Genomic DNA, 15,331 nt, shown 5'->3' on the forward strand with positions numbered 1-15,331 from the left:
TTATAGTTCTATTTTTTGAGAAGTAGCTGCTAGCATTTTTGATCCGTCGAGCGGAATAGATCCATCTAGAATCCAGTAATGATCCTTGATCAGTAAGCTTCCACCCTGCTCAGTTTGAACATGTACTGGCATACGGAACGTCATCTTCTTCTTGGTTTGATGCTGGAGCTGATTTTTAGTGCGTAAAGTCAATGCCGCTCCTTGCTTCGTTTCATGTACCGCTCCAGTCATGACATAATTCATTCGGTATGTGTTCTCTGACTTATGCTGAAGCGGCATTCTCATCTTCAACGAATGCCGAAAACGAGCAGGTACATCGGTTGTCCCTCGAGTTCCGCTCAAATAAAACGACCCATTTAATACAAATTCACCATTGAGTAAAATCGGGATATGATCGAAAAAACCCACTCTGCTTCGCAGTGTGAGCCTCCCGTGATGATCATTTATTTCATGTACATCGGTATGATGAAATGCAGTGAACGTATAAGCCAAATGAGCTGGCTTTAACGTTTCAAGTATTTCTACAATATATCTAGTGTTTTGCAGATCATCTAGATTCACACGTAAGGCGAAATGGTAGCGATTGGTGGTCAGACGGATGATGGCACTTGGATTTTTGAGAAAGCGATTCACCGATTTCTCTAAAGAAAGATACGTGATCGGTGGAATGTTTGACATCATATTGAGTAAGCGTGCTCTGCGAAGTTCAATGGAATCATCTGATTCTCGCTGCACCTTCAGCATTCTTTCCCATCTATTCAATCCCCATGTCGCTGTCAAAGGGAAGAGCTGATCCGTTAAATCGAAAATGGATTCATCCAATTGCTCAAACTCTGGCGCTTCTGTTTTGAGCAGGTGATCAACTTCATAAATCTCTGTAAAATATGGCGGCAAGTAGTTTTTCATTTCATCCTGTTTGCTCAATAACCTTCACCTGCCTCAGACGCGGTATCTCAATGTCCTGTAATACTAAGTTTTTTGACTCCCCATTCAATAACACGTTTGCATAATCTGATACACTTTCTGAATGGTACAGAATGTCATTTAATGCGGACATTCGAATGGTACTCTTTTCAAATGCAATTGATTTCAACAGCGCTTTGACCTTTTCTTCTATTTCTTTCTGCGCTCCTTCAAGGGTCCAGTCCATTTGAAGTTCGACGGCTACTTCTATGTCAATGTCCAGCCATTTGGCGCTTTCGACGGTCGCTTTTGAACCAATAGGCGCTTGTCCTTCTCCTTCGCCTGGTACTGGGTCGATATATTCCTGTACTCTTTTAACAAGCAGATCTGATGCAACATCTAGATTGCCGTCTGTGATGACAATCTTGACTGTTCCTTCTCCATTCCAAAGCGGGAATACCTTCGCTCTGCCAACCCCTGTCACTTCCTCAGCCCATTTTTTATAATGCGCCTTGTTGGCACTGACAGCCTCTCGCCTAGCACGTATTAAGTAGCGATCATATAACGAAGCGTCATCTTCTTCCTCTTGTCCGGGTATTACCAAATCTTTCATGATAATTGATTCAAGCCCCGGGATTGTATCAAGAGATAGTAGCGGCTGATCTGTTAATTGACCATTGCCGATCCTGCCAGGTGTCTCGCATTCTAGCGTGCCATCGTTCGAATATTGGAAATAGACGTCTTCAATAAAAAACCGTGAGCCAGCTGGGATGTTGATATCCTCCGGCTGAATAGCTGCGGACCAAACCGCTTTAGTCGCTGGTTTTCTTTCAATTCCTACTTCAGCGGCCCGTCGATCTAGAAACTCTCCTTGTGCTGTATCTGCAAAGACCAGCTCGAATACTTGATCAAGCCAAATATAGGACTGGGCCAGTTCAGCGGCAGCAGGTGCCAAGGCATTCCAAATGACGCTGTTTTCTCTTTTATCTATATCATCTGGCAGTCTGTCTAGCATTCTTTCCATTAATGCTTCATACGTTTGTTCCTCAAACATCGCTCTCCATCACCTCCTCTATTTCTAATGTGCCTTCATCTGTGACAATAGCTAGCTTGACATGAAACGAGTCATTTTCCTTTGTGACCTCTATCTCTTCAATATGATCAATCCGTTCGTCCACAATCAATGCTTCCTCTAGCAGCCTCGGAATCTCCATTTCTTTGTATTCATCCGTGGCTTCTGTATCCGTCAAGAGCTCCTGAATTTCAGTGCCAATGTCGTGGCTGTAAATAGGATGTGCATACCGCTCTGTCCTAAGTGTCATATAAACGAATTGACGAATTGCTTCAATGCCTGAAATGGTTTCACCTGTCAATCTGCCAGTTTCAACATCTATTCGATACGTCGTCGAGGTTTCCACCTCTTCGTCTTCTTCTGTTTCCTCAATTTCTTCCTCTGGTGAAAGTGCCACGTTCATCACCTCCCTTACAATTTGTCGATGATGTAGAAGGATTGCCCTCCTGCCATTGCCAGCACCATAATGCTGTCTCCCCTTTTCAGTTCATCATCCTCACCCTTATTTAGGCGCTTTGGCCAAATCAGTAATTCTTCCGGGATGATTAGCTTATGGTTTTCATTTAACCGGATGCTTACAGGAGAAACTGCCGTGACTTCTCCAATCACCAGATCAATTGGAGAGGCGGCGTCTACAGCATTCACTGCTAATCGTTTAATCGCTTCACTTAACCTCACGCTTGATCACCCTTTGGAATGGAATTTTTCTCAACGACATCAATTGTCATGGTGTGTTTCACCCCACTGAATTCATGTTTGTCCTGATCGATCCAGTACGTTTTTTTTACGTTGATTTCAGGGATTTTCAAATAGATTGGAAGCCCGCTTTGCAGTTCAGGAATGCCTAGCGCTTGGATGCTTTTGACTTCTTGTTTCACGCCTTTTTTCTCTGCCAGCCGTACTTTGGCTCTTTTTTGCAGCTGCGGCTGGTTGATTTGCCCTGTAACCGTCTCAACATGCTGTAAAATACCGTATTTACTCTGACCTGCTTTATCCTGTTCGACCACTACAATCTCTGATTTGCTACCTTTTTTCTTATTTTTCCCCTGTTCATCCGCAGACGTGCGCAGCTTGACACGAGTGGCTGTTTCTTCAATCGAGGTGCTGTACTGATAGCCAATGAGATTGACACCTGATTCAATGACCCATACGTCCTCTGGATCTGGCCAAGCTCTCAGCCCCATCTTTCCTTTAGCAGAATAGATTTGATAGTTTCTGCCGGTTTGCCGCTTTGTCTCTTTTAATGCTTTCAGAATCATGTCATATAGGCTCGTATCGTTTTTAAACACTAGTGATTTTATGACATGACCTGTATTGGCGATGGAGGTCATGGGAATTTGAAAGTCAGCTCCAATCCGTCTCAAGATTTGATCTGCTCTTTGTTTTGAAAAAACATAGACATCTTGGTTTTTCACCAAATATTGAAGCATGTCGTATGCGGTAAAGGTCAGTTTCCCTTCAGCAGGCGTCCTAGAAAACACAATGCCTCTGAACAGCTCTTTTCCTTTCCATTTAAAAAGAACCGTGTCCCCTTCTGAGACACGGTAATATGTTTGACTCCCTTGCTTTGTGATAATATTTGCTTGAATAGAGCGAGGGGCTTGATACCTTTGCCCCTGAAGTGTCACACTCTCTGTGACAAGCTCATACATGGTGCCGCTTCTGATGGCAAAAAGCTCGATCAATGCCAGCCCCCCTATTGTGGTATTTTTAACCTTTGTCCAGGGAAAATCCAATGCCCCGGCTGCTTAATATTGCGTTTGCTACGTTTAATCATCGCTAATTTATTGGCATTCCAAATACGCCGCCATTTTGTACTGTCGCCATAAAACCTGCCTGAAATGGCCCATAGCGTATCCCCTTTTTTGACGGTGTACATTTTTGGCGGTGTTTTTGAAGGCCTTTTCTTTTTCGTTTGTTTTGCTTTTTTCTTTCGTTTAATTTTCCTAGGCGATGCGGTTTTGTATTCCTTTAACTCGATCGTAAATTCACGATCGCCAATATCATACGATCCTTCTTTATGGGTGAAGCTTTCAATGCTGCACGTCATGTTGATTTTTGTCCCCGTTACAATCAGCCGCACAGACTTCTTTGAACGCATCATTCGTTCTATTTTCGCTATCGCATTCTCCGGTGATGGAATGCTTTTATATTCAGCAATTGGCGAATATTTCTTAGGAAATAATGAAGTGAATGATACTTGCTTAGCCGATGGGACATCAATAAAGGTCAGTTCTCCAAAAGAGGCAACCTTTACCGTTTCATTTTGTACGTTATTTGTGATTTCAAGTTCGGATGGAAGGACAGGGAATCGCAACTTGTCCTTTCCTTGGGAAATCCACAATTGATACACTGATTTACCCATCAATCACGACCCCCTTCGTTCCTGTATGAAGCTCTACTTCCAGTTCATCTACGAGCATTTGTCTAATTTTTTCGACAAGCGATTGCTGATCTTGTCCATTATGGAAATGCTGGTCCCCATTGAATTGAATGGTGATTTGCTTATTACTTGACGATGCTGTACGACTAGAAGACTGAGCTGAGGTGACTTGCTGCATTTGTGATTCTGGTAAAGGAGCAGACGCATTTGCTGGATCATATACTTGCATTCCAAGTGCCTTGGCTGCCTGGGTTAATAAATACCTTCCGCGTATGCCTCTTTCTTCAGGAATGATCCATTCGCGTTTGTTTCCTTCACCAACTCTAGCAACCTGCTCCTGAGTAATCAGTCCACCATTTGCGTAGCCTTTATAAGGCCCGCCTCTTCTCATACTTCGTAATCCCGGTGTATTGAAGACTGTTCCATATCTGCCCTTAATGTAGTTAATGGCTGCTACGGCATTATGAATTGGGTTCCAAATGTCATTCATGCCCTTGCCTTTATTAGAGTTAAACGTCGTTCCAATGGTTTGCATTAAGCCTTTAGAAGGCGTTCCCTTCTTGGCGTTAGAATCCCATAAGTTGATTGCTCTCGGATTTCCATTCGATTCATGCTGCGCAATGGTCATAAGTCCTGGAAGCCAGTTCATCGATGTGCCAGTTGCCATGAGAGCTGCCATGAGCCATTGCTGAACACTAAGACCTGAAGCCCTCATACCGCTGAAGGCACCGATTAATGAACCAGCCTGATTTTCAGCAAACTTTTTCACATCAACTGAGTCGAGTCCTTTGACGACACCGATCGATGCGAATTTCCCAAGACTCATCATGACGCGTGAAGGGGAATGAATATCTAATTCCTCTCTAAACGCCTGCTCTACTTTCTTCGCCATTTCTTTGGCGGCTTGTGTGACTTCACTTGCTTTTGAACGCATGCCACTGTTAAAGGCATCCATCATTCCTGAGCCCCAGCCTGGTGATTCTTGTTTTGCTTGTAGAAATGGTTGTTTGATGTGCTGATCTACGTATTGGCTAGTACCAACTGATGTGGCATTTTGACCTGTGGCAAAACCACTAACCGTTCCAGAACCCCAAGTTGGCGATGCTGTCATCACTTGTTGGTATGGTGCTTTTACACGACTTTGCAAAAAGCTATCTGTTCCTGTTGGTGTCATCTGCTGACCATTCGCAAAAGCAGCAACTGTTTGCTGACCGTACTTATTTGAGTCTGAGGTCAATTGACCAAAAGGCAGCTGAATATTCTTTTGTTTCCATTGATCAAGTGTAATCATTTTTTGATTTAATCCTTGTTCAAAATCCTTATTAAATTGCTCGCCTATGCTGGAGGCTTGAATGTTCCCAGTCATCGAGACCGATCCGTCTATTGAACCGACAGAAGATGATGAAGCTACTGCTGTAGGAGCTGGAGAGCTTGATACTTGATGTCCAGCTGCTCCGCTTGGCATAACAGACATCCCAAGATGAGAAGCAGCCTGAGCAAGCAGCATCTTCCCGCGCCCTCGGTTATTTTGAGTTGGAATGACAAATTCGTTACCTGCTTCACCGACCCATGATAAGGTTGGCTGGGTGATATAGCCGCCTGTGGCTTTTTTATCAGGGTCTCCAAAGACATGTTTCAATACAAAATCAACCCCACCGCCAGCCTTATTAAACAAATCTTTGACCCACCCAAACGCTTTAGAAAACCCATCACCAATAGCTTCTGCTACTTTTACAATCGGCTTTTGAATGTTGTCCTCAAACCATTTGGATAATCCATCCCATATATCTGTCACCACTTTATACGCTTCTTCGAACTTTTTCCCGAAACTGTCTTTAATGGTTCCTACGGTATCTACAAGTGGATTCCACACATTTTCCATAAACCATGACGATACAGCTCCAAAGATTGATTGTATCTTTTTCCATGCATTTGATAATGCTGTCCAAATCCCTGTAGCGACTGTAACAACTGTACTGCTCAGTGGTGTCCAAACGTTTTCAATAAACCAACCTGCAACTGCACTGAACGTTTCTTGTATCCATGTCCAGGCATTGACTAGACTTGTCCAGATGGTTGTTGCTACCGTAACGACTGTGTCGCTGAGCGGTGTCCATACGTTTTCGATAAACCAGCTTGCAACTGCACTAAATGTTTCTTGAATCCATGTCCAGGCATTGACTAGATTTGTCCAGATGGTCGTTGCTACTGTAACGACTGTATCACTTAGTGGCGTCCATACGTTTTCGATAAACCAGCCTGCAACTGCACTAAATGTTTCTTGAATCCATGTCCAGGCATTGACTAGATTTGTCCAGATGGTCGTTGCTACTGTAACGACTGTATCACTTAGTGGCGTCCATACATTTTCTGTGAACCAAGCCGCGACTGTTGACCAAACTTCGACAATTTGATTTTTGATTTCAATGGCTTTTTGGCCAATCTTTTCAAATCCGCCGCCATCAAACCATTTTCCAATTGTTTCACCGATAGATTCTCCGCCCATACTTCCAGCGATGCCGCCTACTAGACCGCCGATGGCTGTACCTATCCCTGGGACTACGCTTCCAATAGCTGCACCTGCTGCAGCACCTGCCATTCCACCGGCGATGCCGCCTCCAGTCGTACCAATCTTTTCACCAGCATTCTCTTTGTTCATACCAATTAGATTTGTTGCACTAAGTACACTTCCTAGAATAGGTACTTTCTTTAATAATTTTCCGCTCCCTTTACCTATACTTTTCATTGCATTCCCTAATCCACTTAACCCCTTGCTACCTTTCACTAAACCCGTAAGTCCGCCAGCTGAAGCTGCGATACCCGCACCTTTCTTTAGTCCAGTAGGGATTTTTCCAAATAATTTACCTGCATTTGTTTTCAGTTTCCCTAATCTACTTGGAGGTCTTCTATTCATTTCGGCCCTTGAAGTAGCATTTGGATTTCTTGTCTGTCTTGGTGAGCGACCATTTCGATTTTTAGTTTTAGTAGATCCTCCCCTGCTTAAACCTCTTGCACAGCAGGGGCAACAACTATTGCGAAACAAGCCTTTTCCACCTCGCGACTGAGGTTTCGTTTTGGGAGCTGGATTTGATGGTGTTGATGTTGGTGCTGTTGTTGGTGCTGTTGTTGGTGCTGTTGTTGGTGCCTGAGTGGTACTTTCACTTGATTGATCACTTGCACCTAAGAACCGATCTAATACATTAGTCACCAATTGATCTAGTTTTTTTTCAGGATTAAATTTAATTTTCTCTTTAATTCTTCCGATCACATCTTGCTTGTACTCTTCTATTTTATTTTCAACCCAAGGAAGTGCTTTTTCATCCCAAAACTTTCTAGGACTCAATTTTTCCTTCACTTTATCTGCAACGTCACCTGCATATTTTTGAATTTCACTTAATCCCTTATTGGCAAGGTTCTGGAGCCAGCTCTGTTTAGGATCTTCTGTTTTCACTGACGGACTAACAGCCTCAGGTTCTTTTTTTATGTTTTGTTCTTTCACAACCGACTCTGCTTGATCTCGTTTTTTCAACTTACTCTTTGCATTGTCTTGAACAGACACTCTGATTTCATGTTTAGACATCGTCAAGCTTTTGAGCGTCTTTTTGATTCGTTGAATTGCAGCGGTGGCTTGGTCAACCATGTTTAATCTCATATAGTACGTTCTGTTCATGAGCTGAAAGATAGATTTTTTGATTGATGACATTTTACCTGACAATTGATCGTTTAGTTTAAACGTCAGCATAATGGGGCTTGTTCCCGCTTGCTTTAAACGATTTATGCTCGATTTAATGACATCTAATCCCTTCGCTTGAATGGATATGACCAATTGATTCGGGAACATATTTAACTGATTGTTTAATGCTTTAAGATCACTATAGATTTCTTGATCCAGTCTCATGGAAATCACTGACATTTTCCGAAGCGATAAACTAAAGTTTCTTAATTTCTTGTCATCTATATCCAGGTTTATTTTCACCGGTTTTCTAAATGGTTTGAGCTGCTTCTCAAATGTTTGAAATCGTTTTTGTATGCGCAGCAGCTTCTTCGATACTTTGTCTTCTAATTCAAATCGTGCAGTGAGTTTCGCCAATTATTTCCCTCCTTTCTTTGCTTCTTTTTCTAGCATGTCGAGTTTGTAGCTGATGAGTCCAAATAGGAGTGCTTTGAATGGTCTTGGTGATTCGTATAAATCTAGGAGTTCAGATGGGGAATAGTGAAGCTCGTGCATGGCGTAATATAAAAACACGGCTTCCTTATCCCCATCTTTTATTAGTTTTTTGCTGCGTCTTCTAAATCTTCAATTTCGTCTTCGAATCCGTTGATTTCAATCGCTTTGTTTAACCAGTTTGCGTATTCACCGCCGACAGATAATACACGTTTTGCGACTTCAACTGGATCTTGTGTGCTGTAGGCTTCTCTTAATTCCTTCGAGCGGAAATCTGGATAAATAGTCGATTCAATGGCAATTCGTGCGTAGAAACGCTGGCTGTCTAAGTCCTTCACGCGGCCTCTGCCTTTGACATTCTTGAAGGTCGTATTTTCTTTTTCCAGTTCATCAATGCGTTCAGTTGTAATGGCTTTAAAGACAAAAGGGATGACATTCCCTTTTTTATCAACAAAACGCTTAGAAATTGGTACTTTGACCTCTTCCGCTTCTACTGTTTTTCCTGGCATAAAAAATGAAAGATCAAATGTTTGTTTTTCGCTCATGTATAAAAACTCCCTTTGTTATGTTTTTTTGAATGCAAAAAAGCACATCCATTTTTTGAATGTGCTTTCCAATCTTTTCATGTATAATCTAAATTGTACAATTGAACGGCTTGCTCAAGGGTGTCTGGCTCATCCCCGATAGGAAGGGGGTGATGCCAATGTCAACATTTGAAGCGATTTCCCTAATGCTTTTATTCGGGATGTTTATCTTTACTTTGTTGACGTATATAGACAAAAAATAGACTCCCCTTGAGCTTTGGACGGTTGAAGGGAAAGTCTATCCTTAAAAACTATCTAATTGATAAGCCAGCCCCTTGAGGGCCAAATTGTACATTGCCGGGATGTTGACGCATCCTGGCTTCTTTTTATTTTATGCAAAGTACTTTGCATGTAAACATATTTCTAAAAAACTTTTTGGGGTTACACAGTAACACTTTTGTAGCTACTCTGTAACTATGAAAAATTATACCATATCGTTGAATAAAATAAAAATAACATATATTTTCGTCATTTGTATGCCTTTTGTTCATTAAAAGGAATTCTTCAGCTTTTCAGGAAGATCAAAGTCCTCGAACGTAAACGGAACTTCTTCTTCAAGTGCCTCTGAATCGACGTCCAATCCAGCAATTTTAGCCGAATCAAAGTTGACATCGAATAACGTCACACGCTCTGTGCCTCTGCCTGATGATTTATCATCAATCACCGCTTGAAGAGTGAAATAAGGATCTTCCCCTTTTTTCACATAGTTGAGCATGAGTTGTACGAAACGTGAAGTGACTTTATAGAATGTTGCCGTTCCTGTTCCGTTTGCCCCAGTTGTTTTATGACCAGTCATTCTTCGGCCCATCACGTTGACTTCTGATTTGTTTTTCTCCACGTTTGCTTCAAACGTTTTGATAAAGGCAAGCTCCTCACCTTCTAAGAAAAGACGACCCTCTTTACCTGAAATTGTATTTTGCGCTTTAAAAGCCATCTTACTTCACCTCCACGTTGAAATAGAATTTTTCTGCTGCATCTACTGGTTGAACAGCTAGATCGATAATAAATCCATCACGATCTTCATTGAGACCGATGACGATATCTGTTTCTGAGTTAAAGCCTGTAATGCCGCTGCCATCTTGAAGCTGTGTGAGATACTGTGTAATCAGTGTTTTCACAAGCTGCACTCCATCATCAGATGCTGGAATGTCATTGCCATTGGCTTTGCGTAATTTAATCAGATTTTTTAATTCGAACGTTAAATCATTGTTGATGGCATCAAGCACACGAATGATTTTGTTTTTCGCCATTTGCTGATTCTTTTCAGCTGTGAAGCTTGTTAAAGAGTTAATATCTTTTTCAACACTCACCGTGCGGTCTCTCGCATCAAAAGTGAAGATGAACTCCCCTTGTGATAATCGGTATTCTACTTGATCATTATCAAGGCGTTCTAATGTATCTACTGCTCCTTCGTATTCAACAAAGGTGAGTGACTGATTGAAGTTTGCACCTGCACTTGCCCCTGCGACCCAAGCTGTTGTTTGAGCAGGTGTTAGTTCTGTTCCATCTTCCAGCACAACACCACTTGTCACATTAATGATGCCTTCTTGGTCAGCTGCATAGTTCGCCACAACGCCTTGCACCTTACGTCCTTGCTTATCACGTAAACGCTCGATAAAGGAAGCGAATGTCGCTTTTAATTGCTCACTTTTATCGACTGGGAGAGCAATGACATCAAAGTATTCCGTTTCAGCTGCTTCTAGGAAAGCTGTATAATCTGCGACACTTGCCACACCGTTTTTTCCGCCGCTTAGTGCCACACCAGCCGTGATAACTGCTTCACCTTCACCAGAAAATTGAACATATTTGTTTTCTACAAGATCTTTGACATCCGTGACAACCTGCTTATCGACAATATCTGTTCCAAGATAAGTGATGACGTCACGTTTTGTGCTGTCGAGTACATTTTCTGCCACTTGGATAGTGATCTCATTTCCTTTTTGACCGCCATAATTGGCTGTGACCACAAATTTTTCTGCGATTTCCGCTTTGGCTTGTACCCCTTCGTTTAGGCGGTAAAGCAAGACCGTTTGCGCTTTTTTCTTTGCTTCACGGAAAAGAAGAAGAGACTTGTCATCAATGTTGAGTCCAACCTTTTTATTTAAGTCTTCCATATTGGAAACGGAAATAAAGGTTTTTGGTTCTCCCCAGCTCATCACAAGAGGAAGTGCCACCGTACCTCGATCGCCTAAAGTAATTCGCTGCTCTGCTGTTGTTTTAAAATTAAAGTAAATGCCAGGACGCTTTTTCTCTGTACCTGGTGTAAATGTGCCTCCGTTCATCCTTTAAACCTCCTTGGACAAAAAAGCATCAATGTGCTTTTTCGCTTCTGTTTTTGTAATTGGTTGATGTTTGATATAAAAAAGAGCACCTTCAAGGATTTCTGGTTTAACCCCAAAAAGATCCTTACTGTGCTCCTTTAAGGCTTCAAATGAAAAGCCAAATTCTTTTTCTTCGCCAGCTGTTTGAGCAGGCTCTGCTTTTTTAGTCTTGCTCACGTTTGATCACCCCATCTGAAAAGTTGATGTCTTCAAGGCTCGCTTGTTTGTCTCGGTTGTACCAATAACTGCTATCCCACGTCAGGACAATCGCTGCTACGCCTTGATCTAACATTCTGGTTTCCACTCTTTTTATGCGGACATAATCATCAAGCACCTCTCCATCTTCACTCATCATCTGAATCATTTGACGATCAGCAAGCAATGCATCAACAATTATTTCTGCCGCGCCATGTGCTTTTTCTGAATCCATATGAAACACTTTCACTTGCAGCGAATAAGATTTCATAAATGTAGATACCGTATCTGGACCGCTGATGACTGTTACGGGCGGCACATAAACGGATGGCACTTGAAAACGCTCTGGCAAAAGTCGATCATACATTGTCACAGGAAAGTGTGTGTAAATATAATGCATGATTGCCCCGACTTCTTGATTCATTTCATCACCTCCCAAAATGTCGATCGAACCAGCTTTGAAGCTTTCGATCCAGCGACTGTTCAAACATTTGCTCATAGAGCATGACAGCATGATCCCAGTAGCCATTTCCATCTACCCATTTAGAGGCAAGCATCATTCCTGTCTTTGCATTCGGATCATATTCAAAGCGGCTGCCAGCCCATCTGCCAGGCACCCATCTTCGCTCTCCACTTGAAGAAGTAGCATGTCCGTCATTGACATAGGAGGCATATTCAAGCTTCGTTCCCACTTCAAGTGTGAGACCACCTTTTGACATGAGAAAATGATTCTCCTTGTCTCCTTGCGTAAAGGAGCTTAGAAGCCGACCTGTATCGACAGTATTCTCCTTGATTAACTCATCCTGAATGATGTCCAAAAGCTCTAGGCCCATGTCCTCTAGCCAATCTTGATATTCTGCTTTTAAGCCGCCGGCACACGCTGTTTCCAGCTGTGAAAGCAGCCGGTCAAGTCCATCAATTTTCATAGATTTTCCTTCCTGACTGCCATCACTTCAATGTGATGATTCTTCACTATTTTGGGCTGCTGCAACTTAAGTGAGACGCCGTTCCACACCATTTTGTCATGCAGGCGAATATCACTTGCTAAAGGAAAATGGACAAGATAGGACTGATAAATCACTGTATTCGGCTCTTCTTGCACAAGCGACTGATTCTTTTCTATGACATAACAAGCCAGATCTGTCAGGCTAGGCGCATCGGGATAGGAAAGAGTCATTTGTAAGTCATCAGCTGGAATCCCGAATTTTCCTCGGGAAGCCTCCTGATGTTCAAGGTGAAAAAGATCACAGCGATCTGTTAAGAGAGATTGATAACTCATAATGATCTCACCTTTAATTTGGTACTGCCGCCAGTAAATGATGGTTCAATGTAATCGACAAGCAGGGCATATACATAAGGTTTGCCTTTCACTTGATCAGCTGCCTTCGCATATGAATAATCACCCATTTTTTCTGACGTAAAGCCCTTCATCATAGATTCATCATCATTCAGCATGGCAAAATATTGGGCCATTTTTAATAATGCGATTCTTGCTTTTTCAGGGAGGGGCTGATATTTTTCGCTTGAGAAATCATGACCTACGATTTGAAATACCGCAGCTTCTGCTTCGATAATATCTGCTGTCAGTCTTTCTACAGATCGATTTTTCACACGCTCAAATACAGAATAGGCTTGCAGTTCTTCAGGAGAAATAATCATGGCCTGATGTCACCTACTCTTTCACTTTCATCACTTTTGCTACAGCACCCTCTTCCTCAAATTTGCTGTCTAGCTTCGCTGTTAGGACAATAATAAATTTACGTCTGCGAATATCTTTTTCTACTTCAATTCGAATATGACGAGAAAAACCTACGATAATATTTTTAGGGTGTGTCAGCAAAATATCTGATACGTCTGTTCCCGCTTCGTCATATGGCTGCATATTGGCAAGGCCTTTGACTGGCACACCGAATGCAGAAGAAAGTCCGCCTTGAATAACCGCATCTCCGAGAGTTGTCTGACGGTTTGCTACTTGATCCTTCCATTCCACCTCTAAACTTGGGGATGTGTAGAAACGGAAATCCTGAGGTACACGTAAATATTTTGACGGCATCGCTTTATAGGCTTGTTTAAACATTTGACGGCTAATTTCCGCTCCATTTGCATCTACAATATGAGATACCGCTTGTTTTCTGACGCCATCCATTTGGGCTAAAAACGGATCTGCTGAAGTCGTATCCCCATTGACGATGAGCTCTTCAATATCAACTGCCGCTCGTTCAGCAAGCATTTGCATAATCGTCTGCTGAATTCCGTCTTTTTCAATATTGTTTTCAATGCTGTCGTAGGTCATATGAATTTCTGCAATGACCTCTTTTGCATTTAGCTGGACAGTGCTTGTCGCTGGGACAACACGGTCTTTCGCATCAAGCGCTTTGCCTTCCTCTGCCGGGCGCAAAATACGCTGGCCAAAGCCGATTTTTTCGATTTTTTGTGAATCACTTTCCATCGGAATGATGCGTGCATCATTTAAAACGGTTGGTGTGTTTTGCATCATTCTAATGAATGTGTTGGATTGGGTTGCGTTCATGAGACCGCCGGTTTTTAAGCTGGCAAGTGTCATTTCAGCCTTACGAATCAACTCTTGATTTCTCACACTGTTTCCTCCTTATTTCGGCTTATAGTAAGCCATCCCATATGGGTTTTGTCGTGTTGTTTTGTGTATCGTGGATTGTTTGTTTTGATATGCCCCTTGCCTTTTCGAGCATGTGAATCCGCTCTGAAATAGGCAAAAGCTGCTGCTCAAGCACTTCCTGCATCGCTGCTTTTTCTCTGCTGGCTGATTTCTCTAAGGAAGAGAGCTGATGACGAATCGGTGCAACGACTTGCTCGAGCACTTTTTGGACAGGTTCTTCCCCTGTTTGTTCTGTTTCCTGCTTTTCAGCCTGCTGCAAGACGTTTTCGATGGCCTTTTTTGCCTTTTCGAGCTCTCGCACTTGATCCGTCGTCAAAGCGGCCTCTTCTTTTTGTACGTCTGCTGGCCTTTCACCAATCGTTTGAAGTACATCCTCTGTCTTCAGAATGTCCTGCATGATTGGAATGAGCTGTTCTAAGGTAGCTCTTACATCCGCCTCATCACCATCACTTGACTGTAAGGTTTCCAGCAGATGGTCTAAAACGTTCCAAAATGGTTGTGACATGTTTGCACCTTCCTCTTTTAAAAAGAAATTTTTCAGCAAAGAAAAAAGACCTCTCTCATTTGTGTCTTGAGATAGAAGCTGATCTTGTTCTTCTATGGCGACGATGTCCGCCGTTCCGGCCATTGAATAACCTGTAATGTGGCCTTTTTGAATTTGATCCCAAATCTCTTGGGAAGCCTTTGTCACAAGCACCCAAGATCCTTTGCGAATCAGCTCCCCGCCCACTTCAACATCAGTCGGAGCAATATATGATTCAACCACTTCGCCAACACCATCCTGAAAATCATGCTGCTTGTCAATATGACGGGCATCCTTCATAAAGCCGTGTGCCGCTCTTTCAATTTCCTTGGCTGTCATAAAGTCTTGATGTGCATCAGGTGTATTCGGCTCATACACGACACCGTACACGAGGCGATGAGCATCTTCTGCCTTTGTCAGGACACTGACCTCCTTTTGAAAGTCAGGCCGCTTTTTCTTTGCTTTCATCAAAAAGAATTTCTTCTTGTTCGCTGCTTTGTCCACGTAGGAAACATGCGTAATTTTAGCGTTTTTTAGTTCTCTTGGCATA

19 protein-coding genes are annotated in these 15,331 nt (G+C 42.5%); 1 reads left to right on the plus strand and 18 read right to left on the minus strand.

Features of this window, described 5'->3' with window-relative positions:
* The 9 genes from MHB79_RS14230 to MHB79_RS14270 are packed head-to-tail and all read right to left on the minus strand — an operon-like array spanning window position 1 to window position 9,068.
* Complete coding sequence (locus tag MHB79_RS14230) at window positions 1-924, minus strand: YmfQ family protein (protein ID WP_340990022.1); 924 nt, start codon at window positions 922-924, stop codon at window positions 1-3.
* On the minus strand, window positions 908-1,957 hold the full coding sequence (locus MHB79_RS14235; protein ID WP_050944003.1) for a baseplate J/gp47 family protein: 1,050 nt from the start codon (window positions 1,955-1,957) through the stop codon (window positions 908-910). Before MHB79_RS14235 ends, MHB79_RS14230 begins: the two co-directional genes overlap by 17 nt.
* Window positions 1,950-2,372 carry a DUF2634 domain-containing protein gene (locus MHB79_RS14240; RefSeq protein WP_012011034.1) on the minus strand — a complete coding sequence of 141 codons (423 nt, stop codon included), beginning with the start codon at window positions 2,370-2,372 and terminating at the stop codon, window positions 1,950-1,952. The genes MHB79_RS14235 and MHB79_RS14240 overlap by 8 nt, the downstream gene beginning before the upstream one ends.
* Before the next feature lie 14 nt (window positions 2,373-2,386).
* Window positions 2,387-2,653, minus strand: coding sequence for a DUF2577 family protein (locus MHB79_RS14245; RefSeq protein WP_106029232.1), 267 nt, complete (start codon window positions 2,651-2,653; stop codon window positions 2,387-2,389).
* Window positions 2,650-3,660, minus strand: a complete 1,011-nt coding sequence (locus MHB79_RS14250; RefSeq protein WP_253622290.1) for an XkdQ/YqbQ family protein — start codon at window positions 3,658-3,660, stop codon at window positions 2,650-2,652. Before MHB79_RS14250 ends, MHB79_RS14245 begins: the two co-directional genes overlap by 4 nt.
* Before the next feature lie 11 nt (window positions 3,661-3,671).
* Window positions 3,672-4,340, minus strand: coding sequence for a LysM peptidoglycan-binding domain-containing protein (locus MHB79_RS14255; RefSeq protein WP_003213616.1), 669 nt, complete (start codon window positions 4,338-4,340; stop codon window positions 3,672-3,674).
* The gene (locus tag MHB79_RS14260) at window positions 4,333-8,448 is read right to left on the minus strand and encodes a transglycosylase SLT domain-containing protein (RefSeq protein WP_340990024.1); all 4,116 of its coding nucleotides are present in this window, start codon (window positions 8,446-8,448) and stop codon (window positions 4,333-4,335) included. Before MHB79_RS14260 ends, MHB79_RS14255 begins: the two co-directional genes overlap by 8 nt.
* The gene (locus MHB79_RS14265; protein WP_088002055.1) at window positions 8,449-8,586 is read right to left on the minus strand and encodes a hypothetical protein; all 138 of its coding nucleotides are present in this window, start codon (window positions 8,584-8,586) and stop codon (window positions 8,449-8,451) included.
* A 41-nt stretch (window positions 8,587-8,627) separates the two neighbouring features.
* The gene (locus tag MHB79_RS14270) at window positions 8,628-9,068 is read right to left on the minus strand and encodes a phage tail assembly chaperone (protein ID WP_050944005.1); all 441 of its coding nucleotides are present in this window, start codon (window positions 9,066-9,068) and stop codon (window positions 8,628-8,630) included.
* Window positions 9,069-9,253: 185 nt separating this feature from the next.
* Between MHB79_RS14270 and MHB79_RS19045 the strand changes: the two genes are divergently transcribed.
* A complete protein-coding gene (locus MHB79_RS19045) occupies window positions 9,254-9,310 on the plus strand; it encodes a putative holin-like toxin (RefSeq protein WP_350223447.1) in 57 nt (18 codons plus the stop codon).
* A gap of 287 nt (window positions 9,311-9,597) precedes the next feature.
* On the opposite strand, the gene MHB79_RS14275 is transcribed toward MHB79_RS19045, so the two are convergent.
* Genes MHB79_RS14275 through MHB79_RS14315 form a run of 9 tightly spaced genes read right to left on the minus strand, consistent with a single transcriptional unit; the run spans window position 9,598 to window position 15,330 of the window.
* Window positions 9,598-10,041, minus strand: coding sequence for a phage tail tube protein (locus MHB79_RS14275; RefSeq protein ID WP_003213309.1), 444 nt, complete (start codon window positions 10,039-10,041; stop codon window positions 9,598-9,600).
* A 1-nt stretch (window position 10,042) separates the two neighbouring features.
* Window positions 10,043-11,389, minus strand: coding sequence for a phage tail sheath family protein (locus MHB79_RS14280; protein WP_212045467.1), 1,347 nt, complete (start codon window positions 11,387-11,389; stop codon window positions 10,043-10,045).
* Window positions 11,390-11,392: 3 nt separating this feature from the next.
* Window positions 11,393-11,605: a hypothetical protein gene (locus tag MHB79_RS14285; protein WP_003212736.1), complete on the minus strand. Its 213-nt coding sequence runs from the start codon at window positions 11,603-11,605 to the stop codon at window positions 11,393-11,395.
* Window positions 11,592-12,047, minus strand: coding sequence for a phage portal protein (locus tag MHB79_RS14290; protein WP_284907273.1), 456 nt, complete (start codon window positions 12,045-12,047; stop codon window positions 11,592-11,594). Before MHB79_RS14290 ends, MHB79_RS14285 begins: the two co-directional genes overlap by 14 nt.
* Before the next feature lie 4 nt (window positions 12,048-12,051).
* Window positions 12,052-12,549 carry an HK97 gp10 family phage protein gene (locus MHB79_RS14295; RefSeq protein ID WP_340990027.1) on the minus strand — a complete coding sequence of 166 codons (498 nt, stop codon included), beginning with the start codon at window positions 12,547-12,549 and terminating at the stop codon, window positions 12,052-12,054.
* On the minus strand, window positions 12,546-12,902 hold the full coding sequence (locus MHB79_RS14300) for a YqbH/XkdH family protein (RefSeq protein ID WP_058013843.1): 357 nt from the start codon (window positions 12,900-12,902) through the stop codon (window positions 12,546-12,548). The genes MHB79_RS14295 and MHB79_RS14300 overlap by 4 nt, the downstream gene beginning before the upstream one ends.
* Entirely contained in the window at window positions 12,899-13,282 is a 384-nt protein-coding gene (gene yqbG, locus MHB79_RS14305) for a protein YqbG (protein WP_050944009.1), read from the minus strand. Before yqbG ends, MHB79_RS14300 begins: the two co-directional genes overlap by 4 nt.
* 13 nt (window positions 13,283-13,295) lie before the next feature.
* Complete coding sequence (locus MHB79_RS14310; protein ID WP_340990029.1) at window positions 13,296-14,219, minus strand: phage major capsid protein; 924 nt, start codon at window positions 14,217-14,219, stop codon at window positions 13,296-13,298.
* Between the two features lie 22 nt (window positions 14,220-14,241).
* Complete coding sequence (locus tag MHB79_RS14315) at window positions 14,242-15,330, minus strand: XkdF-like putative serine protease domain-containing protein (RefSeq protein WP_212045469.1); 1,089 nt, start codon at window positions 15,328-15,330, stop codon at window positions 14,242-14,244.
* Between the last annotated feature and the right edge of the window lies 1 nt (window position 15,331).

Source organism: Bacillus sp. FSL M7-0558 (assembly GCF_038003245.1).
GTDB classification, from domain to species: Bacteria; Bacillota; Bacilli; order Bacillales; family Bacillaceae; genus Bacillus; species Bacillus pumilus.